Below are 20640 nucleotides of genomic sequence, written 5' to 3' on the forward strand. Positions count from 1 at the left end.
GGGGGTCGATCTGAGTGCTGCTGCGGCGTCGGTTGAGTGGTCCGCTGCAGGTGCAGGGTGGGCCGGCCGGTAGCCTGGTCGCGCGGCCCCGATAGCCCAACCGGCAGAGGCGTTCGGCTCAAACCCGATCCAGTGTGGGTTCGAATCCCACTCGGGGCACCCGCGAAAGGTTGGACGTTTGCGGGCCTTGGGGTTGGACGATTCCCGAGGCCCGATGACCTGTAGGGACAGGTACGGGAAGGTGCCGCCGCCCTGCAATGTCGGGGTCCCGGCTGTGCGCTGTGACTCGCTGGCAGCCTCAGCTCGCCCACACGCGAGCACGCCCCGCCCTCGCACTTCCGGCTTCCGTTCGGGCGCCGCTGGGCGCGCGCCGGGCAAAGCAGGCGCGACGACGCACAACGGGTCCGCGAGCGTGCGGCTACAGCGCGGCGCTCGGCTGGGCCGCTGACGTCGACGTCTAGCGGGCCTCTGGGGGCAGCTTGGTGGTCGCGGTGGCCCCGAGGACCAGGACGCTGATGAGTAACGAACGATTGTGAGATAGGCGTCGCACGCGCGGGCGCGCTCGCCGTGGATGGGCCGCAGCCCACCCCAGCGCTTGGGATTGCACGCCCAAGTGGCGCCTCAGTCATCCGACGTGGTGGCCCGATGGAACCAGCCTCGATACCATCTCAAGATGGCAAAACCTGAGAACTCGCTTCGGCCTCGGCAGCCCGTGCTGGTCATCGATACCACCGCGTTCTTTGTCGACCTTCGCCTGTCCCGCGATTTGGCCGACGTGCTAGACGCTGCCGGTTCGGGAATGATTCGAGTCGTCGTGCCCGAGGTGGTGGTGCTGGAGACGGGTCGTCATCAGGCCGAGAAGGCCAACAAGGCTAGCAATGAGGCGATCAAGAAAGTGGCTGATGGTCTCCGTGCGTTGAATGAGATAATTGATGGATTGCCACGGTTCGACGCGAGGGACGCGCGCGATCGCCTGACGGTCGCCTCCGAAGAGTATGAAACGTGGTTGCGCAAGACGCTTGATGATCACATGGTGGAGGTCGCTCCGATTCCCTCAGTGGACCATGTCGAGTTGGTTAAGCGTGATCTGGCACGCCGGAAGCCCTTCGACAACGGAGGGAAGGGGTATCGAGACGCGTTAATCTGGTCGACGGTCGTCGAGGTCGCGCGAGGTCTTGATGTCGACGATCACCTGATCTTCGTGACCAACAATACGCAAGACTTTGTCGACTCGGGGTCGTTGAGCGCGGACTTGCTGCGAGACCTGCCAGCCGGTGGGCCGCAAATCAGTCATCGTGTCACTGCTGGCGAGGCGATCTCGCTGGTCGCTCCGGCGATTGACGCCCTAACCGCGGAGATCGAACACCCTGGGCAGTGGCTCACCGCCGACCTGGTGATCGATCTGGTCCGCGAGCATGTCGAGGAGGAGATGAGTGGGCTCACAGGGGCTGACGCGTCCGTCTCTATTTCGACCTCGCCGCTCGAGAATCCAACGTGGTATAGCGTCGAGTTCGACTTCTCGGACTTGACGTGGCAGGTATCGAGTACTTACGGCGCCGATGATCTTGCGCTCGAGATCTCTATCGAGGCGGACATCACGATTGATGGCTACGTCAACAAATGGGACTACTATGGCTCCGAAGGCAATTCCGATCTCGACGTCCTGGATCACGATTGGAACGAAACGATGATTTGGGCCAGCGTGAATAGGCGCGCTGTGATGGATTTTTCAGTGGACGTCGACAGAGACTTCAGCGGTGTCGGCTACGTTGAGTTGATTGACGCACGGGAAGGGCCGCTCCGTAGGCCGTGACTGGCCGTCCATCATCGACGGAGTTGAACGCATCGCACTCGCTCAGGCCGTAGGCGGCGATCGCAACGTCACGGACGGTCGGGCAGCAAACGCGAGCCGATCACAGTGCGCGTTCAACTTGCTCGACCACTACCCCGACCAGCCGCCAGTGCTCGTCCGTGGTGCCGACCCGATCGCCAGCCGCATGCGTGATCGTGGAAGCCTCTGTGTACGTTGCAGCCTCGAACCGGATGCGTGTGGTCACGGTGTCGTACTCAGGTCCCTTTTCCACCTCGAGATCGACGGTGCGCACCAACGAGTGCTGCGTGACCACGGACTCCAACATGCTCACCAGGTACGTCAGCAAGTGCGGCAGCGTTGTAGCGGCGTAGGGGACAGTGGAAATCCGCGCCTCGTACATCGCGGTGGTGTCGGTCGACATAGATGACATGTTTCCAGCGCGGGCGGAGGTTGGTGGGCGGTTCGCGTGGTCCGGCCGGCATGAAGGAGCTGGAGCGGGCGGCGGGCGGCCCGTGGCGTCACGCTCTCACCTCACGAGCGCGTCAACACATCGCTGTTATTGCGGTGCGTGGGCCAGCCGACCGGCCCCCAGCGTTGCGTGCGGTGTGACCAGTGCGCTCGCCGGGGTCCGCGACTCGTCATTCGGGGCGTCCGGGACTGTGGGCGAGTTGATGTGGGTGATCACCGCGACTCCCGTCGGCGTCGCTGTTCTGATGTGGGGCGCGATCGTCGGAGAGTCGCGCACGCCGTCCTCTTGCCGATGGGCCCAGATGGCGTCAAGCTGCGCTTGTCGTTCGGTGGCCCTCCACGTCGGCATCGTCGTCTCGATCGGCCTGTGGTCCTGCGCGCTCATCATGATCGGCGCTACGTGCGTAGCGTCCGACGTGGATCTGCGGGTGCAGCGCCGTGCCGAGAGGGCGCCAAGACTCGGTTCGACCGATGACCTGCCCTTGAGAACCGTGTTCGGGCGTGCGTCCGGCGTCGGAGAGCGCACTGTCGCTAGGGTCGCGACATGGGCATGTCGGAGGACGAAGCTGACGCGTCGTTCGACCCGGCGTGGTGGAATGGCGTCTACGAGTCGATGGGTCCGGACTCGCAGTACGAGCTCGTTGAACACGTCACTGTCCATCTCGCGGCCGCGGCGCGCGAAGCCGTCGACTCCGCTGGTGAGCAGTCGCTCAAGGCGCGAGTGCTCTCACTGCTGGCCAGGGCCGCGTCACCCATGCTCCAAGCCGAGGACTGGAACGAGCCGTTCAGACCGGCGTGGGAGCTAGCCGACGGGCGCCGCAGCCCCATGCCTCAGGACTTGGACGCCGACGACCTGGCGCTCCTGACGGAACTCGCTCCGCAACTGTCGCCGGCGCCGCTTCGTGCTCGCGCGGCGGACATCGCCTGGACCTTCGGCGACCGGTCGAATCACGACCTTCTCGCCGTGGCCCTCGACGCGTACGTCGACGTCCCGATCAACACGGACACCTGGTACGACGCCGGTGGCGTTGGCTACCGGCGAGCGCTCGAACTCGCGCGCCGTCGCGGAGCAGCAGGCGCCGCTGTCGTCGCTCGTCTGACCGCCGCTTTACGCGGCTTCGTGCTGTCGTCGTCGGTGTCCGACCTCGGGCTCGTCGCGGACGCCGCCGAGCTGTTGCGGCTTACGGGCAAGCCGAGTGGAGACGACGCCGCCGAGGTCGCGGCTCATCTGTGGGCGTTGACCGAGGTGTCGCCTCCGGCGCTCGGACGGGAGCTGCTGCGCGAGATCGCGGCCTGGCAGCGAGGGCACGACACCGAACAGGTGCACCGGGCGGCGGAGACCATAGCCGAGCTGTACGTCGTGGAGGCCGAAGGGCGTCTTGCCGGTGACGGGTCTGCGATGGCCGCGAGCATGCTCGTGGAGAAGGCAGTCACGACTCTGCGTGGCCTTCCCCGCAAGTACCGCGCCGCGGCTGGCATCGAACCTTGGCTCCGCGAGCTGCGGCGCGAACTGGTCGACCTGCGCGAAGAGACGCTGGAGGAGATGAACGTCATCTCCAGCGACCCGCTCGACGTGAACCAGTTCGTCGTCGCGGCGCGACGCTCGGTGGCTGGTCTGGGCGCCCTCGAAGCTCTGGTTCGGCTCTGTGCGATTGCGCCGTTGATCGACCTCCCTGCCGCCCTAGAGGAGCAGCGGAGTCAAACCGCGAACCTCTTTTCGCGCATGCTGGGCAATGTCACCTTCGCGGGGGACGGCAGAAAAATCGGCCAGCATGACGGAATTAGCGGCGTCTCAGTCTCCGACGAGCAAGCGCTTCGTGAGGTCGTAAAGGACTTTCACAACCGAGTGCAGCTAAACGTTCAGGTGGTGATCCACCCCGCGTTGCAGGTGCTGACTGGCGAGCACCGTTACGACCTGGCTTTCCTCGCCCGGCTGTGCCGCGAGTCCCCGCTGGTGCCCCGAGGCCACGAGGAGCTGTGGGCGCGGGGTTTGCAGCACGGGCTTTCCGGAGACTTCCCGTCCGCGGTGTCCGTCTTGGTCCCGCAGATCGAACAGCTCCTGCGCCGGCATCTCAAGCTGGTGGGCGTCGACACGCTGTACGTAGCAGACGACGGCACCGAGAAGGAGAAGGCTCTCGGGTCCCTGCTCGACGTTCCCGAGACGATCCACGTGCTCGGCGAGAACTGGGTCTTCGAGCTGAAGACCCTGCTCAGCGAGCAGCTTGGGTTGAACGTCCGTAACGATCTTGCACATGGGCTGCTTACGGACGGCGGCGCCTGGAGCGCGAGCGCGGTGTACGCGTGGTGGCACGGTCTGCGGCTCGTGGTGATCCCGCATCACATCGCGACGACCGACGGGGAGGAGGGGCCTGCACCGGGCGACCAAGTCGCGGACGGGAGTACGCCCAGCACTAACTGATCGTGTTGGATGCGGCCAGGACGTCTCGCCTAGCAGACCTAGCAGGGCTGGCGCGATCGCTGATCGGCGGCGGCTCCGCCCACTGAGCGGCGACGTTCATCGTACGTTCGCACCGCAGCTCGACCACCAGATGCCATCAGACGTTGCGTCCCGGGGCTACATTGACCGCGTGAGCGATCTAGGGGTCGTGGCCAGTTGCTTCCTCAGTTACAGCCACGCGGACAAGCCACTGGCCGCCGGCCTCGCTGCGGCGTTGACCGGCCGCGGGTACCGCGTGTGGATCGACGAGGGCGAGCTGAAGGTCGGAGACAGTCTCGTCGACGCCGTCGCCTCCGCGATCAACCAAGTCGACTTCCTGATCGCGCTCGTCAGCGACGCGTCCGCCACGTCCAACTGGTGCACGAAAGAGATCGCTCTCGCGATGACCGGAGAGATTGCTCAGCACGGCATCACGGTGCTCCCTTGCCGGGTAGGGGACGTCACCATGCCGCCCACTCTGGCCGACAAGCTTTACTTGCAGATCAACCAAGATGCAGCCGACGAAGCGGCCGATCGGCTCGATACGGACATGCGCCGGCACCTCCAGCCGTCGACTCCTCTGCCGCCGCGCCGCCGGGCCTCCACCCCGCCCGCTCCGCCTCGGGTCAGCGTCCCAAGCCCGGCGCGTAGAAAGTACGACCCGAGTTCGCCTGTCCGGATGGTGGGCATCGACCTCGACGGTATGGGAACGCCGAGGAACGACGGCTCACGTGGGTCCGCGCTGTACCTCGTGCCCATCATGCTCGACCGTGCCCCGGACGCGCTGTGGGGCGAGCTATTCGAGAGGCACTGGAACCGGCCTCCCTCGTTCTCCACGATGCACCGACCCGGGATCGGATCCGTGGCCGGCGATCGCATCCTCCTTGACGGCACCACGATCGAGGAGGTCGAGCAGGTACACCTCGCGACTCTGCGTCTAGTGGTTGAGGTCGTCAATCGAGACCGCGCCCTGATCGCCGATCAGCAGCGCGCCGACAGGGAGCGCCAAGAGGGTGCCCGTCGTGAGCGGGAACGCCGAGCGCGGGAGATCGCCGACCGCATGCGGTTCGACTGATCGCGTGTAGGGCCTGTGGCCGCGGAGCGCCCTGTGATTCGCGCCAGCCGTCTGGACCGTGCCGTTGGCCCGGTCGGGTGATGCTTGTCGGACTGAGGAGCCTCTGTGCGTCGCCCCTGACGTGCTCGTTCGTACACTGATGGACGGACCGATCTGTCCGTCCCTTCGGGGTGACGACGCCCCGTGATCGACTGAGGATCCCGCATGTTCCAGAGGACGCCTGACGCGCGCGCGCCGATCCTGCACGACGACGACCTGATCGACGATCGCGAGGTGGCGTCGGTCGATCAGGACCGGCTGGCGCACGACGGCATCGTCGATCAGCTCGTCGCTCTCGCGACGAGCGTCGCCACACCGTCGAACATCGCCCTCTACGGGCCCCCCGCCCCGCGCACCTGCGTGTGACGTGACTGACCTGTCAGGATTTCACCCCGCCCTGACCTGCGGACCCGCCCCCGGCTGGCCGAAGATCTCCAGACAGCCGCGGGGCACACAGCCCGCGCGGCGGAGCCGTCCGGCACGACGCGGCGTGGGCCACCCCTCCGCACGCCGTCCGCCCGGGCCCACCCGGGGGGATCTCATGAGCAGGAGCGTGCGGGTGGGGCGGTCGGCCCGGAGGGCCGCCGCGGGCGCCGCCGGGCTCGTCGTCGCCGGCGCGCTCCTGGTCGTCGCGGCGCTCGCGGTCCCCGCCGGGCCGCGGGTGTGGCTGTCCGGCGGCGGGGCGGTCGGTGCCGCGGTGGCGGGCACGCTCCTGCGCCGCTCCACCCGGCAGCGCGAGGGCGACCACACGATGTGGCGGTGGTCCGGCGCGGCGGCGTGGCTGCTCGCGGCCGGTCTCGCCGCGGAGGCGGGCGCCGAGGCCCTGGGCCTGCTCCCGGGGGGCGTCCCGGGCGCGGCGTTCACCGCGGGCGGGGTGGCGGCCGCCGCGGCGCTCTACCACGCCCTCGTGCACTGGAACCGGTTCCGGTCCGCGATCTCCGACCCGGGGGACTGGCTGAACGGGATCAGCGCGGTCGCCGCCCTGCTCGCCCTGGGGAACCTGCTGCTGCGCCCGGCGCCGGGTGGTGCCGCGTGGTGGGGCCTGCAGCTCGGGATGCTGCGCGTCTCCGTCCTGCTGGTCGTCCTCGGCACCGCGTCGACGGTGCTGGTGATCGCGGGTCTGCGCGGTGACTCCCGGGTCAAGGTGCTCGTCGCAGGTGTCGCGGGCGCCGCCGTGGTGGAGCTCGTCGGCCTCGCACACACCGGGCCCACGGGGGCGCCGGCCCCGGTGGCCGTGGCCACCTGGACGGCGCTGGTCCTGCTGGTCGCCGCCCTGCGCGTCGGACCGGCGCGTGCCCTGCCGCCCCGGGAAGCGTCGTCCCAGGACACCACCGTCGGGGCGGTCGTCGTGATGGTCGCGGGGATCGGCGTCCTGGTGGTCGGTGCCCTCGCCCCGGGGGACCACCGGGTCGCGTCGGTGCTGGCCGCGGTCGGGGCGACGGGCGGCGGCGTCCGGGTGGTGCGCCTCGTGCGGGACCTCGCGCAGCTCGCGCTGGTCCGGCAGGAGGCCCGCACGGACCCGCTCACGGGGGTCGGCAACCGCCGCGCGCTGGTCGAGGCCGTCGAGGCCGTCACCGCGGGCGGTGAGGGTGCGCTGCTCGTCATCGACCTCGACCGGTTCAAGGACGTGAACGACCGGTTCGGGCACACGGTCGGCGACGGCGTCATCCGCACGGTCGCCGCCCGGATCGAGGGGCGGATCGGCGCCCGGGGGTTCCTCGCGCGCCTCGGTGGCGACGAGTTCGCCGCGGTGCTGCACGACCCGGACCCCGTCACCGCCGTGCAGCTCGCCGAGGCCCTGTGCGCCACGGTGACCGAGCCGGTGACCGTCGAGCACCGGCGCGTCCAGCTCGAGGCCAGCATCGGCGTCGCGAGCACGGCCCTCGGCGCCCGGCGCCCCGGGGAGCTGCTGCGCCGCGCCGACGCCGCCATGTACTCCGCCAAGCAGGCCGGCGGCGGCGTGCGGCTCTACGACGAGGCCGCCGACTCCCGCGCCCAGGAGGAGCGGGAGCTGCTCGACGCGCTGCGCGGTGCGCTCGACCCCGAGGGGGACGGCCGGCACGGCGCGCTCACCGTGCACTTCCAGCCGCAGGTCGACGCGCGCAGCGGGCGGGTGGTCGGCGCCGAGGCGCTCGTGCGGTGGGCACACCCGGACCGGGGCCTGCTGCCGCCCGCGGCGTTCCTGGACCTCGCCGAGGGGCACGGCCTGATGCCGCGGCTCACCTGGCACGTCCTGGACCAGGCGACGCGCGCGGCGAGCGGCTGGGCGCTCGCGGGCCACGACCTGCGCGTGGCGGTCAACCTGTCGACCTCGTCCCTCGTGCTCCCCGGCCTGCTGGAGATGGTCGACGGCGCCCTGGAGCGCAGCGGGCTGCCGCCCGACCGGCTCGTCGTGGAGATCACCGAGACGAGCCTCATGCACGACCCCGACCTGGCGATCGACGTCACACGCCGGCTCGCCGGGCGGGGGATCGGCATCAGCATCGACGACTACGGCACGGGGTACTCCTCGCTGGCGTACCTCAACGACCTGCCCGCCGAGGAGCTCAAGCTCGACCGGTCGTTCACCGCGCGCGCAACGACGGACCCCCGCACCCGCGCGATCGTGTCCGGCACGGTCGAGCTCGCGCACCACCTCGGGCTGCGGCTGATCGCGGAGGGCGTGGAGGACGAGGCGACCCGGGCGCTGCTGGACGACCTCGGCTGCGACCGGACGCAGGGGTACCTGCACGGCCGGCCGGTGCCCGCCGAGGAGTTCGGGCGCTGGCTCGCGGCGCACGACCCGGCGACCCACGACCCGGCGACCCACGACCCCGCCCCCGTCACCGTTCCCTGAGGAAGCGCGGCTCAGCCGGTCGGCCCCGCGAGCCGGCGCCGCAGGAGGTCCCGCTCCGCCTCGTTCCCGGTGCGGGCGATCGCGGCGGCGTACGCCTCGGCCGCCTCCGCGTGCCGGCCGAGGCGCCGCAGGAGGTCGGCGCGCACGGCGTGCAGGACGTGCAGCCGGTCCAGGTCGAGCGCGTCCACGAGCGGCAGCGCGGCGCCGGGTCCCTCGACCTCCGCCAGGGCGACCGCCCGGTTCAGCGCGACGACCGGGGACGGCGCCAGCACCATCAGGTGGTCGTACAGCGCGAGCACCTGCCGCCAGTCGGTCGCGTCGGCCGTGGGCGCGGAGCTGTGCACCGCGGCGATCGCCGCCTGCACCTGGTACGGGCCGGGCCGGCCCCGCCGCAGGCACTGCCGGACCAGCGCGCGGCCCTCCGCGGTGAGAGCCGGGTCCCACCGCGACCGGTCCTGGTCGCCAAGCGGGACGAGCTCACCGGCCGGGGTGGTGCGGGCCGGGCGGCGGGCCTCGGTGAGCAGCATGAGGGCGAGGAGCCCCCGCACCTCCGGCTCGTCGGGCATGAGGTCGAGCAGCAGCCGCCCGAGGCGCATCGCCTCGGCGCAGAGGTCGTCCCGGACGAGCGCCGTGCCCGTGGACGCCGTGTACCCCTCCGTGAACACGAGGTACACCACGGCCAGCACCGCCCGCAGCCGGTCGGGCAGCTCGTCGGCCTCGGGCACCCGGTACGGGATGTGCGCGTCGCGGATCTTGCCCTTGGCCCGCACCAGGCGCTGCGCCATGGTCGCCTCGGGGACCAGGAACGCCCGGGCGATCTCGCCCGTGCTCAGGCCCCCGAGCAGCCGCAGCGTGAGCGCGACCTGCGCCGCCGGGGCGAGCGCCGGGTGGCAGCAGGTGAAGATCAGCCGCAGCCGGTCGTCCGGCACGGCGTCGTCGGCCGCGAGGGCGTCCACCTCCTGCGGCGACGGCTGGTGCAGCAGGGCGGCGTCGGCGTGCCGGCGCCCGCCCACCGCCTCCCGGCGCAGCCGGTCCAGCGCCCGGCGGCGGGCCGTCGTGACGATCCAGCCGGCCGGGCTCGGGGGGAGCCCGCTCGACGGCCAGCGCCGGACCGCCTCGACGAAGGCGTCCTGCACCGACTCCTCCGCCAGGTCGAGGTCGCCGAACGCCCGCGTCAGCGTGGCGACCGCGCGCCCGTGCACGTCCCGGAACACGGCCTCGACCTCGGCGAGCGGGACTCCCCCCACGGGCCTCAGCCCCGCCCGTCGTGCCGGAACGGGCGGACCTCGACGGGCAGCCCCGCCGCCTCCGTGAGGCGGCGGCCCCAGCCGAGGGCGGCGTCGAGGTCGTCGACGGCGATCACGGTGAACCCGCCGAGGTGCTCCTTGCCCTCCAGGAACGGGCCGTCGGTCACGAGGACCTCGCCGTCCTGCGGCCGGAGCACGGTGGAGGAGCCGGGCTGGTGCAGCCCGCCCGCGAACAGCCACACCCCCGCGTCGCGCATCTCGGCGTCCAGGGCGCCGACCCGGTCCATGATCGGCTGGAGCAGCTCCGGCGGCGGCGGCGGACCGACCGGCTCCCACAGGTTGAGGACGTACTGCGGCATGGCGCACCTCCGAGGTGACGGAGCCGGCCCCCGTGGCCGGCGCTCACCCTCTGCACGAACGATGCGCCCCCGGATCGACACCGCGGAAGGCCCGGTCGGCACCGAAATCCGTTGCCCCCGCCCCGGGCGCCGCCCTAGCGTCGCCGGCACCGCCCCTGGGAAGGACCCGCGTGCCCGCGCCGGACGTACCGCCGATCGACACCGCCCTCGTGCGACGACTCGTCGACGCGCAGCTGCCCCGCTGGAGCGGCCTGCCGGTCCGCCCGGTGGACGTCGACGGCTGGGACAACCGCACCTTCCGGCTGGGGGACGACCTCGCGGTGCGGCTGCCGAGCGGACCCGGTTACGCGGACCAGGTCGGCAAGGAGGTCACCCACCTCCCGACCCTGGCCGCCGCGCTCGGCCTGCCCGTGCCGGAGGTGGTCGCCGTCGGGCAGCCCGGCGCGGGGTACCCGTTCGCGTGGACGGTGCGCCGGTGGATCGACGGGGACGTGGTCCGCGACCTCCCGGGGCTCGACCGGGCGGCGCTCGCGGCCGACGTCGCGGGCTTTCTGCACGAGCTGTGGGCGGTCGACCCCGCGTCCGGCCCTCCGGCGGGCGCGCACAGCCAGGGGCGCGGTGCGCCGCCGGACCGGTGGGGCGCCGAGGTGGAGCAGGCGCTCGAGCGGCTGGCCGGGCGGGTGGACGCCGACCGGGCGGCGGGCCTGTGGCGTGACGCCACCGACGCGCGGCACGACGGCCCAGCGGTCTGGTTCCACGGCGACGTCGCGGTCGGCAACCTGCTCGCGCGGGACGGGCGCCTGTCGGCGGTCATCGACTTCGGCTGCTGCGGCGTCGGCGACCCGGCGTGCGACCTCGTGCTGGCGTGGACCACCTTCGACGACGACGCGCGCCGGCTGTTCCGCACCGCGACCGGGGCGGACGACGGCACGTGGGCCCGGGCGGCCGGCTGGGCGTTGTGGAAGGCCCTCATCACCCTGGGCGACGACGACCCCGTGCGGGACGCCGAGGCGCGGGCGACGCTGGCCCGGCTCCGCGTGCTGGCGTGAGAGGGGAGCACCGATGACCGACGAGGGCTTCCTCGACCGCCTCGCCGACCCGCTCGCCGCGCTCCCCGGCGTGCGGGCGGTCACGCTCGGCGGCTCGCGCGCGCAGGGCACGGCCCGGCCGGACAGCGACTGGGACGTGGCGGTGTACTACCGCGGGTCGTTCGCGCCGCAGCGGCTCCGGGACCTGGGCTGGCCGGGGGAGGTGTCGGAGGTCGGCGGCTGGGGCGGCGGGGTGTTCAACGGCGGCGCGTGGCTCGAGGTCGAGGGCCGGCGGGTCGACGTGCACTACCGGGACCTCGACGTGGTCGAGCGCGAGGTGGCGCGCGCCCGGCGCGGGGAGGTCGCGGTCGAGCCGCTGATGTTCCACCTCGCGGGGATCCCGGCGTACCTGGTCGTGGCCGAGCTCGCGACGCACCGGGTGCTGCGGGGCGCGCCGCCGGTCGTCGACGCCTACCCGGAGGCCCTGCGCCGCGCCGCCCCGCCGGTGTGGCAGGGCCGCGCGGAGGCGCACCTCGCGTACGCCCGCGACACGCACGCCCGGCACGGACGTCTCACGCCGTGCCTGGGCCTGCTGGCGGTCGCGGCCAGCGAGTACGCGCACGCGGTGCTGGCCGCCCGGGGCGAGTGGGTCACCAACGACAAGCGGCTGCTCACGGCCGCCGGTCTCGGGCCGGTGGACGCGGTGGTGGCGCGGGCCGGCACCGCTCCGGGGGCGCTCGTGGACGCGGTCGACGCCGTCCGCGACCTGGGCCGCTCGACGCTCGCCGGGGCGGTCGCGGCGGGGCCCGACGGGGCGTGAATCCCGACCGACCGGTCACCGTGCGCAGGTTCACAGGCGCCGCGTCGTCCGCCCGGGCCGCCGAGGACCTAGAATCACTGCTCGTGAGCACCCAGGACGCGACGCCGAGCACGCCGTCGAGCAGCGAGCCGCAGGCCGCCGACACCACCCTCGACCTCGACATCCCGCACAACCGCGCGGCCGAGAAGGCCCCCGAGACCGGCGCGAAGCCGGCCCGGCGCGCGGTCGTGGCGGAGGACGAGGCCCTCATCCGCATGGACGTCGTCGAGACGCTGCGCGAGGCGGGCTTCGACGTCGTGGGCGAGGCGGGTGACGGCGAGCGCGCCGTGGAGCTCGCGACCGAGCTCAAGCCGGACGTCGTCGTCATGGACGTGAAGATGCCCGTGCTCGACGGCATCTCCGCCGCGGAGCGCATCGCCAAGGCGCACCTCGCGCCGGTCGTGCTGCTGACCGCGTTCTCGCAGACCGAGCTCGTCGAGCGCGCCCGCGACGCGGGTGCCATGGCGTACGTCGTCAAGCCGTTCAGCCCGTCCGACCTGCTGCCGGCGGTGGAGATCGCGATCTCCCGCTACGCGCAGATCACCGCGCTGGAGTCCGAGGTCGCCGACCTCGCCGAGCGCTTCGAGACCCGCAAGCGCGTCGACCGCGCCAAGGGCCTGCTCATGACGAAGATGGGCCTGACGGAGCCCGAGTCGTTCCGCTGGATCCAGAAGACGTCGATGGACCGCCGCCTCACCATGCGCGAGGTCGCGGACGCCGTGATCGACCAGGTCGGCGGCGCCTCCTGACGCCTGCCGCGTCCTGACTGCTCACCGAGGCCCGGTCCACCGCGTGGTGGACCGGGCCTCGTGCTGTGCGCGGACCGCGCGGGGACGGGGCGCGGACGGCGCGGGCGCGGGCGAATCGGTTCGAAAGTCACAGATCGGCAACAACTGGTCCGTGAGACGAGATCGACACATGTTGGACACACGCGGCGATTACGGTCACGCCACATCGACCGGCCGGGGCTCCCCGCCGGCAGTACTCATCGACAGGAGTACCACGCATGACTCGTACGACACATGCCGTCCAGGCGGCAGCCCTCGCCGGTGCCGTCGCGCTCGTGCTCACCGCGTGCAGCGGCTCGGACGACGGCGGTTCCGGCAGCGAGGAGTCCGCGGGCGGCGGCGACACCAGCCCGCTGGTCCTCGGCACGCTGCTCCCGCAGACCGGCACGCTCGCCTACCTCGGCCCGCCCGAGATCGCGGGCGTCGACCTCGCGGTCGAGGAGATCAACGAGGCGGGCGGTGTCCTCGGCAACGACGTCGAGGTCGTGCACGCCGACTCCTCCGACGCCGACCACGCCGAGGTCGCCACCCAGTCGGTGACGGACCTGCTGAGCCAGGACGTCCAGGTCATCATCGGTGCGGCGTCCTCCTCGGTGACGCTCAACGTGATCGACGACGTCACGGGCGCCGAGGTCGTGCAGATCTCGCCGGCCAACACGGCCACCTCGCTGTCCGGCTACTCGGACTTCTACTTCCGCACCGCCCCGCCGGACACGGTCCAGGGCGCCGCGCTCGGCAACCTGATCACGGGCGACGGCCACTCCAACATCGGGGTCCTGGTCTTCAACGACGACTACGGCACCTCGCTGCGCGACGTCGTGAAGTCCACGGTCGAGGAGGCCGGGGCGACGATCGTCTACGGCAACGAGGGCGAGGAGTTCGACCCGGCCGCGTCCAGCTTCGCGACCGACGTCACCGCGCTCACCGCCACCAACCCCGACGCCGTCGTGGTCCTGGCCTTCGAGCAGACCAAGCAGATCATCCCCGAGCTCGTCGCCGCCGGCGTCGACCCGGCCACGATCTACATGGTCGACGGCAACACGGCGGACTACTCGGCCGACTTCCAGCCCGGCACGCTCGAGGGCGCCCAGGGCACCATCCCGGGCGCGTTCCCGAGCGACGAGTTCCAGGAGCGCCTGAAGGGCGTCAACCCGGACCTCACCGACTACGCCTACGGCCCGGAGTCGTACGACGCGACCATCCTGGCGGCCCTCGCGGCGATCAAGGGCGGCGGCACCGACGGCCCGACCATCCAGGCCAACCTGGCGGCGGTCTCCGGCGCCGACGGCGGCGAGGAGTGCACCACGTTCGCCGACTGCGCCGAGCTGCTCGACGCGGGTGACGACATCCAGTACGTCGGCCAGGCCGGCATCGGCCCGTTCAACGAGGACAACGACCCGTCGTCCGCGTTCATCGGCGTCTACAAGTACGGCACCGACAACAAGAACGTCTGGGTGAAGGCGGTCGAGGGCTCGGTCGACTGATCCCTGAGCACCACCGGCGGGCCCGGGACGCGCACATGCGTCCCGGGCCCGCTGCCGTGCGCGTAGCATCGCGGCGCACCGACGTCGACGAGGAGGGCCAGCACGTGCAGCACGGGACCGGGACGGGAGCGACGGCGCAGCCCGTCGTGCAGCAGCTGGACGAGCTCGTGGCGCGGGCACGGCGGCTCGCGGACGACGGCGAGCGGCGGCTGCTCGGCATCGCGGGCGCCCCGGGCGGGGGCAAGTCGACCGTCGCCTCCGCGCTCGTGGCCGCGCTCGGCGCCCAGGCGGTCCTGGTGCCGATGGACGGGTTCCATCTCGCGAACGCCGAGCTGCGCCGGCTGGGCCGCGCGGACCGCAAGGGCGCGCCCGACACGTTCGACGCGGCCGGCTACACCGCGCTGCTGCGCCGGCTCCGCGCCCGCGGACCGGAGGTGGTCTACGCCCCGACCTTCGACCGGCACCTCGAGGAGTCCGTCGCGGGGGCCGTGCCCGTCCCGGCGGAGGTGCCGCTCGTCGTCACGGAGGGCAACTACCTGCTGCACGACGGCCACGGGTGGGCGCCGGTGCGCGCGGAGCTCGACGAGGTCTGGTTCGTCGACGTCGACGACGACCTGCGCGTCGAGCGGTTGATCGCGCGGCACGTCGAGCACGGCCGGACCCCCGAGGCGGCCCGGGAGTGGGTGCTCCGCTCGGACGAGGCGAACGCCCGGCTCGTCGCCGCGACGCGCGAGCGTGCCGACCTGGTCGTGCGGCTCTAGGGGGCGCCCGGGCCTTCCCGTGCGTCGGTGCCCTGCCCTAGCGTCGGTGCATGGACCTTCGACTGGAGCTCGTGCAGGTGCCCGTCTCCGACGTGGACCGGGCCAAGGACTTCTACACGCAGCGCGCCGGCTTCGTGCTCGACCACGACCACGAGGTCGGCGGCGGCATCCGGTTCGTGCAGCTGACGCCGCCGGGGTCGCCGGCGTCCATCGCGATCGGCACGGGCATGACGACGATGCCACCGGGCTCCGTCGAGGGTCTGCAGCTCGTGGTCGACGACATCGAGGCAGCGCGCACCGAGCTCACCGGGCGGGGGCTGGACGTCGGCGACGTGCAGGACTTCGCGTGGGGGCGTTTCCTGTTCTTCGCGGACCCCGACGGGAACCGCTGGGCCGTGCAGCAGATCGTCCGGGGGGAGCAGGGCTGATGTGCCGGAACATCACGACGCTGCGGGGGCTCGAGCCGGGCGCCACCGCGGAGGAGATCGAGGCGGCCGCGCGGCAGTTCGTCCGCAAGGTCAGCGGCGTGCAGTCGACGAGCGCGGCGACCGAGGGACCCGTCGAACGCGCCGTGGCGGAGGTCGCGGACATCGTGACCCGGCTGCTGGACGAGCTGCCGGAGCGCCGCCGCCCCCCGGCCACCGTCCCGCCGCTGCGCCGCCCGGAGGTCCGTGCCCGCCTGGGCCTCGACGCCTTCGACCACGACCACGAGCACCCGCACGACCACGAGCACCCGCACGACCACGAGCACGCGCACGCGTGAGCCGAGGTCGGCACTCCGGTGACGAGGTCGGCACCCGGCGGTGCCGACCTCAGCAGCAGACTGCCGACCTCGGCGGGAGAGGTCAGGCCGGGGGAGCCGGCGGGGCGGGCTTCGTGGCCGCCTCGACGTCCGTCGCCAGGGTGCCGAGGTACAGCTCGATCACCTTCGGGTCGTGCATGAGCTCGCGACCGGGGCCGGAGTAGGCGTTCGAGCCCTGGTCCAGCACGTAGGCGCGGTCGCAGATCTGCAGGCAGCGCCGGGCGTTCTGCTCGACGATGACGACCGACACCCCGGCCTTGTTGATCTTCCGGGTGCGGATGAACGTCTCGTCCTGCCGCACGGGGGACAGGCCGGCGGACGGCTCGTCGAGCAGCAGCACGGACGGGTCCATCATGAGCGCGCGCGCCATGGCGACCATCTGCCGCTCGCCGCCCGACAGCGACCCCGCGCGCTGCTTGCGGCGCTCCCCGAGCACGGGGAACAGGTCCACGATGAAGTCGAACCGCTCGTTGAACCGCTTCGGGGCCTGGAACAGCCCCATCTCGAGGTTCTCCTGGATGGACAGCGACGGGAACACGTTGTTGGTCTGCGGGACGAACCCGACGCCGCGGCGCACCAGCGAGTCGGCGCGGTGGTTGGTGATGTCCTCGCCCTTGAGCACGACGGATCCGCTGCGGATCGTCACGAGCCCGAACAGGGCCTTGAGCAGCGTCGACTTCCCGGCACCGTTCGGGCCGATGATGCCGACGAGCTCCCCGGGGTGCACCACCAGGTTGCAGTCGTTGAGGATGTTCACGCCCGGCACGTAGCCGGCCACCAGGTCGGTCGCCGCGAGCAGCGGCTCCCCGGCGGGCGCCCCGCGGTGGACGGTCGAGGGGTCGGACCCCTGCACGGCGGTGCTGCTCATCGCGAGCCCTCCTTCTTCTGACCGGCCGCGGCGGCCGCCTGGTGGGCTGCCTCCTCGGCCTCGAGCCGCTGGATCCCGTCGTCGAGCAGGGAGTCGTCACCGAGGTCGGTGTCGTGGTGCGCGCCGAGGTAGGCGTCGATGACGGCCTGGTCGGCCATCACGTCCTCCGGCGGTCCCTCGGCGACGATCCGGCCCTCGGCCATGACGACGACCCAGTCCGAGATGTGCCGGACCATGTGCATGTCGTGCTCGACGAACAGCACCGTGGTGCCGTCCTCGCGCAGCGCCTGGATGTGCCCGAGCAGCGACTGGGTCAGCGCGGGGTTCACGCCGGCCATCGGCTCGTCGAGCATGACCATGGTCGGGTTGCTCATGAGCGCCCGGGCCATCTCCAGGAGCTTGCGCTGCCCGCCGGACAGCGACCCGGCGTACTCGTCCCGCTTGGTGTCGAGCTTGAACCGTGCGAGGAGCTCCTCGGCCTGCTCGGTGATCTCCTTCTCGCGCGCCTTCCACAGCGGCGGGACGAGGGCCGTGAACAGGTTCTCGCCGGACTGGCGGGTGGCGCCCAGGCGCATGTTCTCGATCACCGTCATGCGCGACAGCGCCTTGGTGAGCTGGAACGTCCGGACCATGCCGGACCGGGCGACCCGGGCGGCGGAGACGCCCGACAGGGACCGGCCCTCGAAGGACCAGGTGCCGGTGCTGGGCTTGTCGAACCCGGTGAGCAGGTTGAACAGCGTGGTCTTGCCGGCGCCGTTGGGCCCGATGAGCGCGGTGATCGCGCCGCGCTGGACCTCGAGGTGCTCGACGTCGACGGCGGTCATGCCGCCGAAGTGCCGGGTCACCCCGTCGGCGACGACGATCGCGTCCGGCTTCGGCACGCCGGGCGTGTGCGCGACGTGCGCGAGGTCGGCGGTGACGCGGTCCCGGCCGGCCGTCGTGGTGGCGTGCGGCACGGGTGCGGGGACGTGGCCCCGGGGAGTCTCAGCGGACATTGATCGCCAGCTCCTTCTTGTCGCCGAGGATGCCTTGAGGTCGGAAGATCACCAGCAGCATCAGCGTGACGCCCACGATGATCCAGCCGAACTGCTCGATCTGCTCGGTGCGCATCACCGACTCCGGGACCCCGGCGCGCATGACGGACTTGATCAGCATGAGCGCGACCCAGAAGATGATCGACCCCAGGACGGGCCCGAACACCGTGGCGGCCCCGCCGAGCAGCAGGATCGTCCAGACGAAGAACGTCATCGGGCGGCCCATCGAGTCGGGCTGCACGGCTCGTGGCAGGACGTAGATGATGCCCGCCACCGCGCCGATCACGCCGCCGAGGACCAGGGACTGCATCTTGTACGAGTAGACGTTCTTGCCGAGCGACCGCACCGCGTCCTCGTCCTCGCGGATGCCCTTGAGGACGCGCCCCCAGGGGCTGCGGATCAGGAGCCACACGAGCAGGCAGGCCAGCGCCACGACGGCCCAGCCGACGATGCGCACCCACCAGGAGTTCGACGCGTTCATCGAGTACTCGAACGGGCCGAGCGCGAAGGTCCCGTCCGGGAGCGGTGAGGCGTCCTGGAACGTGTCCTTGTACGAGTTGCCGCGCAGGCCCGACGAGGCGCCGGTGAGGTCGGTCAGCGCGGTGGACCGGCCGACCAGGCGGACGATCTCCGCGGCGGCGATCGTGACGATCGCGAGGTAGTCGCCGCGCAGCTTCAGGGTCGGGATGCCGAGCAGCAGGCCGAAGACCGCGGCGCAGGCGATCGCGACCAGGACGGCCGCCCACAGGGGCCAGCCGGCGATCGTCGAGATGGCGAAGCCGTACGCGCCGAGCAGCATGAACCCGGCCTGGCCCATGTTCAGCAGGCCGGTGAGGCCGAAGTGCACGTTCAGGCCGATGGCGGCGAGCGCGTAGGCGGCGGTCGTCGGGGCGAAGATCTCGCCCGCGACGTTGACGAGGATGCGGGACCACTCCATGACGGCTCCTAACCGATCCGCTCGGCGCGACCGAGGATGCCCTGGGGCCGCAGCAGCAGGACGAGGATGAGGATGAGCAGCGCGCCGGCGTAGCGCATGTCGCTCGGGATGACGAGGTTCGACATCTCGACGACCAGGCCGATGACGATCGACCCGGCCAGCGCGCCGAACGCCTGGCCGAGCCCGCCGAGGGTGACGGCGGCGAACATCAGCAGCAGCAGGGCGCCGCCCATGTTCCACGAGGTCGCGTTGAGGTAGAGGCCCATGAGCACGCCGCCCAGGGCCGCCAGCGCCGCGCCGAGCACCCACACGAGCCGCACGATCCGGTCGACCGTGATGCCGGACGCCGCGGCGAGCGCCGGGTTGTCCGACACGGCGCGGGTGGCGCGGCCGACGCGGGTGCCGAGCAGGAAGTACGCGACCGCGGCCAGCACGACGGCGGCGATCAGCAGGGACCACAGCGACGTGGCGCTGATCCGCACGGGGCCGAGGGTCACCATCGTCGGGTTCGTCGTGACGATGCGCAGCGCGCTGCCGCCGAAGAAGAACTGGTACGTGTACTGCAGGGCCATCGAGAGGCCGATCGTCACGATCATCTGCTGCGTCGTGCCGACGCGCCGCTTGCGCAGCGGGTGCCAGAGCCCGGCGTCCTGGACCCAGCCGGAGGCGGCGCCCAGGAGGACCGCGAGCAGCCCCGCGACCAGCAGCGGGAGGCCGAGGGACTGCACGCCGACGTACGCGAGGATCGCCCCGAGGGTGACCTGCTCGCCGTGCGCGAAGTTCGACAGCCCCGTGGTGCCGTAGATCAGCGACAGGCCGACCGACGCGAGCGCGAGCAGGAGGCCGAACACGAGGCCGCTGGAGGCCTGCTGCGCGAGGCGCGGCCAGGAGAAGCCGCCGTCGGCCGAGCTGCCGGTCGGTGCGCCGACCTCGCCGTCGGAGGTGTCTGCGGTGGTGTCCGGGTCCGGCTCGGAGGTGGCGTCGTCGCCCGACCCCCCGCCCGCTGCCGGCTCGCCGAGCGGGAACAGCGCGCCCGTGGACGAGCCCAGCGCCACCGTGACGGTGCGCGGGTTCGCGGACGGGTCCCGCAGCGTCTCGCCGGCGGGCAGCGTCGCGGTGTCGAGGGTGACGGTGTACTCGCCGGCCTCGGTCACCGGAGCGGTCCAGCGACCCTCGGCGTCCGTCGTGGCCTGGCTGGTGCCGCCGGGGCCCTCGATGTCGAGCACCACGCCGACGGCGGGCTGCTGGGTGGACGTGCGGATGGTGCCGTTGATGCATCCGGTGGCCGCGTCGGCGACGCAGCCCGCCGCGGCGGCACGGGCGGTGCCCGGGACGGCGACGGCGAGGAAGAAGGAGAGGACGAGCACGCCGAGGGCCAGCAAGGCCCTGGCGGTGGAACGGTCCCTGGTCGCGGCTCGGCGCACCTGGTCCTCCGTCCGGTCGTGGTCGGCTGATCTGCTGGGTGCCGCAAGTCTTCTTGCGGACGCGTGGGCAGCGGGTTCACGGTGCTGCTCTCACGAGTGGGCGTGACAGTAAAGAGAATTTGTGTCCGTCTGATTACGGGCGTGTTCGAGGCATTCGCGACGCTGCCGGCTGCCTGTCGGGCCACCGGGAGGGTCGCACGCCGGTCGCCGATCCGCGCCACGAACGGCCCAGCGTTCACCCGGAGGGGTGAGAAGCCCCACAGTGCGGCGCGGTGACCTGCGGCTGCGTCGCCGCGGGCACCGACCGTTGTCGCAGGCGACTAGGCAGGAGCGCCGCGGGTAGGACATGATCGGTCGATGCCGCGGGGGGCGCAGCAGGCT

Annotated in this window: 19 protein-coding genes and 1 tRNA gene; 13 read left to right on the forward strand and 7 right to left on the reverse strand. The window is 71.9% G+C overall.

Going from position 1 to position 20640, the window contains the following annotated elements; all coding sequences use genetic code 11:
• Positions 1 to 85 precede the first annotated feature (85 nt).
• Both KJP73_RS04460 and KJP73_RS04465 read left to right on the forward strand, forming a co-directional pair.
• Positions 86 to 159, forward strand: a tRNA-Leu gene (locus KJP73_RS04460).
• Between the two features lie 514 nt (positions 160 to 673).
• On the forward strand, positions 674 to 1813 hold the full coding sequence (locus KJP73_RS04465) for a PIN domain-containing protein (RefSeq protein ID WP_213281595.1): 1140 nt from the start codon (positions 674 to 676) through the stop codon (positions 1811 to 1813).
• Positions 1814 to 1913: 100 nt separating this feature from the next.
• Here the strand turns inward: KJP73_RS04465 and KJP73_RS04470 are convergent, their stop codons facing one another.
• The gene (locus tag KJP73_RS04470) at positions 1914 to 2234 is read right to left on the reverse strand and encodes a hypothetical protein (RefSeq protein WP_213281596.1); all 321 of its coding nucleotides are present in this window, start codon (positions 2232 to 2234) and stop codon (positions 1914 to 1916) included.
• 591 nt (positions 2235 to 2825) lie between these two features.
• Between KJP73_RS04470 and KJP73_RS04475 the strand changes: the two genes are divergently transcribed.
• The 4 genes from KJP73_RS04475 (at position 2826) to KJP73_RS04490 (ending at position 8668) form a co-directional block, all read left to right on the forward strand.
• Positions 2826 to 4700: a DUF4209 domain-containing protein gene (locus KJP73_RS04475; RefSeq protein WP_213281597.1), complete on the forward strand. Its 1875-nt coding sequence runs from the start codon at positions 2826 to 2828 to the stop codon at positions 4698 to 4700.
• Positions 4701 to 4869: 169 nt separating this feature from the next.
• The gene (locus tag KJP73_RS04480) at positions 4870 to 5793 is read left to right on the forward strand and encodes a toll/interleukin-1 receptor domain-containing protein (RefSeq protein WP_213281598.1); all 924 of its coding nucleotides are present in this window, start codon (positions 4870 to 4872) and stop codon (positions 5791 to 5793) included.
• A gap of 204 nt (positions 5794 to 5997) precedes the next feature.
• Positions 5998 to 6198: a hypothetical protein gene (locus KJP73_RS04485; RefSeq protein WP_213281599.1), complete on the forward strand. Its 201-nt coding sequence runs from the start codon at positions 5998 to 6000 to the stop codon at positions 6196 to 6198.
• Positions 6199 to 6373: 175 nt separating this feature from the next.
• Positions 6374 to 8668 (forward strand): putative bifunctional diguanylate cyclase/phosphodiesterase, encoded by a 2295-nt coding sequence (locus tag KJP73_RS04490; protein WP_213281600.1) that lies wholly within the window; start codon positions 6374 to 6376, stop codon positions 8666 to 8668.
• A gap of 11 nt (positions 8669 to 8679) precedes the next feature.
• Here the strand turns inward: KJP73_RS04490 and KJP73_RS04495 are convergent, their stop codons facing one another.
• Both KJP73_RS04495 and KJP73_RS04500 read right to left on the reverse strand, forming a co-directional pair.
• Positions 8680 to 9924 (reverse strand): RNA polymerase sigma factor, encoded by a 1245-nt coding sequence (locus tag KJP73_RS04495; RefSeq protein WP_433995145.1) that lies wholly within the window; start codon positions 9922 to 9924, stop codon positions 8680 to 8682.
• A complete protein-coding gene (locus KJP73_RS04500) occupies positions 9921 to 10274 on the reverse strand; it encodes a YciI family protein (RefSeq protein ID WP_213281602.1) in 354 nt (117 codons plus the stop codon). The genes KJP73_RS04495 and KJP73_RS04500 overlap by 4 nt, the downstream gene beginning before the upstream one ends.
• A 170-nt stretch (positions 10275 to 10444) precedes the next feature.
• Here KJP73_RS04500 and KJP73_RS04505 point away from each other — a divergent pair, with 170 nt between their 5' ends.
• The 7 genes from KJP73_RS04505 (at position 10445) to KJP73_RS04535 (ending at position 15957) form a co-directional block, all read left to right on the forward strand.
• Positions 10445 to 11323 carry an aminoglycoside phosphotransferase family protein gene (locus KJP73_RS04505; RefSeq protein WP_213281603.1) on the forward strand — a complete coding sequence of 293 codons (879 nt, stop codon included), beginning with the start codon at positions 10445 to 10447 and terminating at the stop codon, positions 11321 to 11323.
• Positions 11324 to 11336: 13 nt separating this feature from the next.
• The gene (locus KJP73_RS04510; protein ID WP_213281604.1) at positions 11337 to 12122 is read left to right on the forward strand and encodes a nucleotidyltransferase domain-containing protein; all 786 of its coding nucleotides are present in this window, start codon (positions 11337 to 11339) and stop codon (positions 12120 to 12122) included.
• A gap of 161 nt (positions 12123 to 12283) precedes the next feature.
• Positions 12284 to 12910 carry an ANTAR domain-containing response regulator gene (locus KJP73_RS04515; protein WP_213281730.1) on the forward strand — a complete coding sequence of 209 codons (627 nt, stop codon included), beginning with the start codon at positions 12284 to 12286 and terminating at the stop codon, positions 12908 to 12910.
• 257 nt (positions 12911 to 13167) lie between these two features.
• Complete coding sequence (locus KJP73_RS04520) at positions 13168 to 14433, forward strand: ABC transporter substrate-binding protein (protein ID WP_213281605.1); 1266 nt, start codon at positions 13168 to 13170, stop codon at positions 14431 to 14433.
• 35 nt (positions 14434 to 14468) lie between these two features.
• Positions 14469 to 15194 (forward strand): nucleoside/nucleotide kinase family protein, encoded by a 726-nt coding sequence (locus KJP73_RS04525; RefSeq protein ID WP_213281606.1) that lies wholly within the window; start codon positions 14469 to 14471, stop codon positions 15192 to 15194.
• A 50-nt stretch (positions 15195 to 15244) separates the two neighbouring features.
• Positions 15245 to 15622 carry a VOC family protein gene (locus KJP73_RS04530; RefSeq protein WP_213281607.1) on the forward strand — a complete coding sequence of 126 codons (378 nt, stop codon included), beginning with the start codon at positions 15245 to 15247 and terminating at the stop codon, positions 15620 to 15622.
• Positions 15622 to 15957 (forward strand): DUF2277 domain-containing protein, encoded by a 336-nt coding sequence (locus KJP73_RS04535; protein WP_213281608.1) that lies wholly within the window; start codon positions 15622 to 15624, stop codon positions 15955 to 15957. Before KJP73_RS04530 ends, KJP73_RS04535 begins: the two co-directional genes overlap by 1 nt.
• Positions 15958 to 16039: 82 nt before the next feature.
• Here the strand turns inward: KJP73_RS04535 and KJP73_RS04540 are convergent, their stop codons facing one another.
• Genes KJP73_RS04540 through KJP73_RS04555 form a run of 4 tightly spaced genes read right to left on the reverse strand, consistent with a single transcriptional unit; the run spans position 16040 to position 20217 of the window.
• Positions 16040 to 16864: an ABC transporter ATP-binding protein gene (locus KJP73_RS04540; RefSeq protein ID WP_213281609.1), complete on the reverse strand. Its 825-nt coding sequence runs from the start codon at positions 16862 to 16864 to the stop codon at positions 16040 to 16042.
• Positions 16861 to 17859 carry an ABC transporter ATP-binding protein gene (locus tag KJP73_RS04545; RefSeq protein WP_213281610.1) on the reverse strand — a complete coding sequence of 333 codons (999 nt, stop codon included), beginning with the start codon at positions 17857 to 17859 and terminating at the stop codon, positions 16861 to 16863. Before KJP73_RS04545 ends, KJP73_RS04540 begins: the two co-directional genes overlap by 4 nt.
• Complete coding sequence (locus KJP73_RS04550) at positions 17849 to 18835, reverse strand: branched-chain amino acid ABC transporter permease (RefSeq protein WP_213281611.1); 987 nt, start codon at positions 18833 to 18835, stop codon at positions 17849 to 17851. The genes KJP73_RS04545 and KJP73_RS04550 overlap by 11 nt, the downstream gene beginning before the upstream one ends.
• A gap of 8 nt (positions 18836 to 18843) precedes the next feature.
• Positions 18844 to 20217, reverse strand: a complete 1374-nt coding sequence (locus KJP73_RS04555) for a branched-chain amino acid ABC transporter permease (RefSeq protein ID WP_249669099.1) — start codon at positions 20215 to 20217, stop codon at positions 18844 to 18846.
• Positions 20218 to 20640: the final 423 nt, after the last annotated feature.

The organism is Cellulomonas hominis, assembly GCF_901521055.1.
GTDB classification, from domain to species: Bacteria; Actinomycetota; Actinomycetes; order Actinomycetales; family Cellulomonadaceae; genus Cellulomonas; species Cellulomonas endometrii.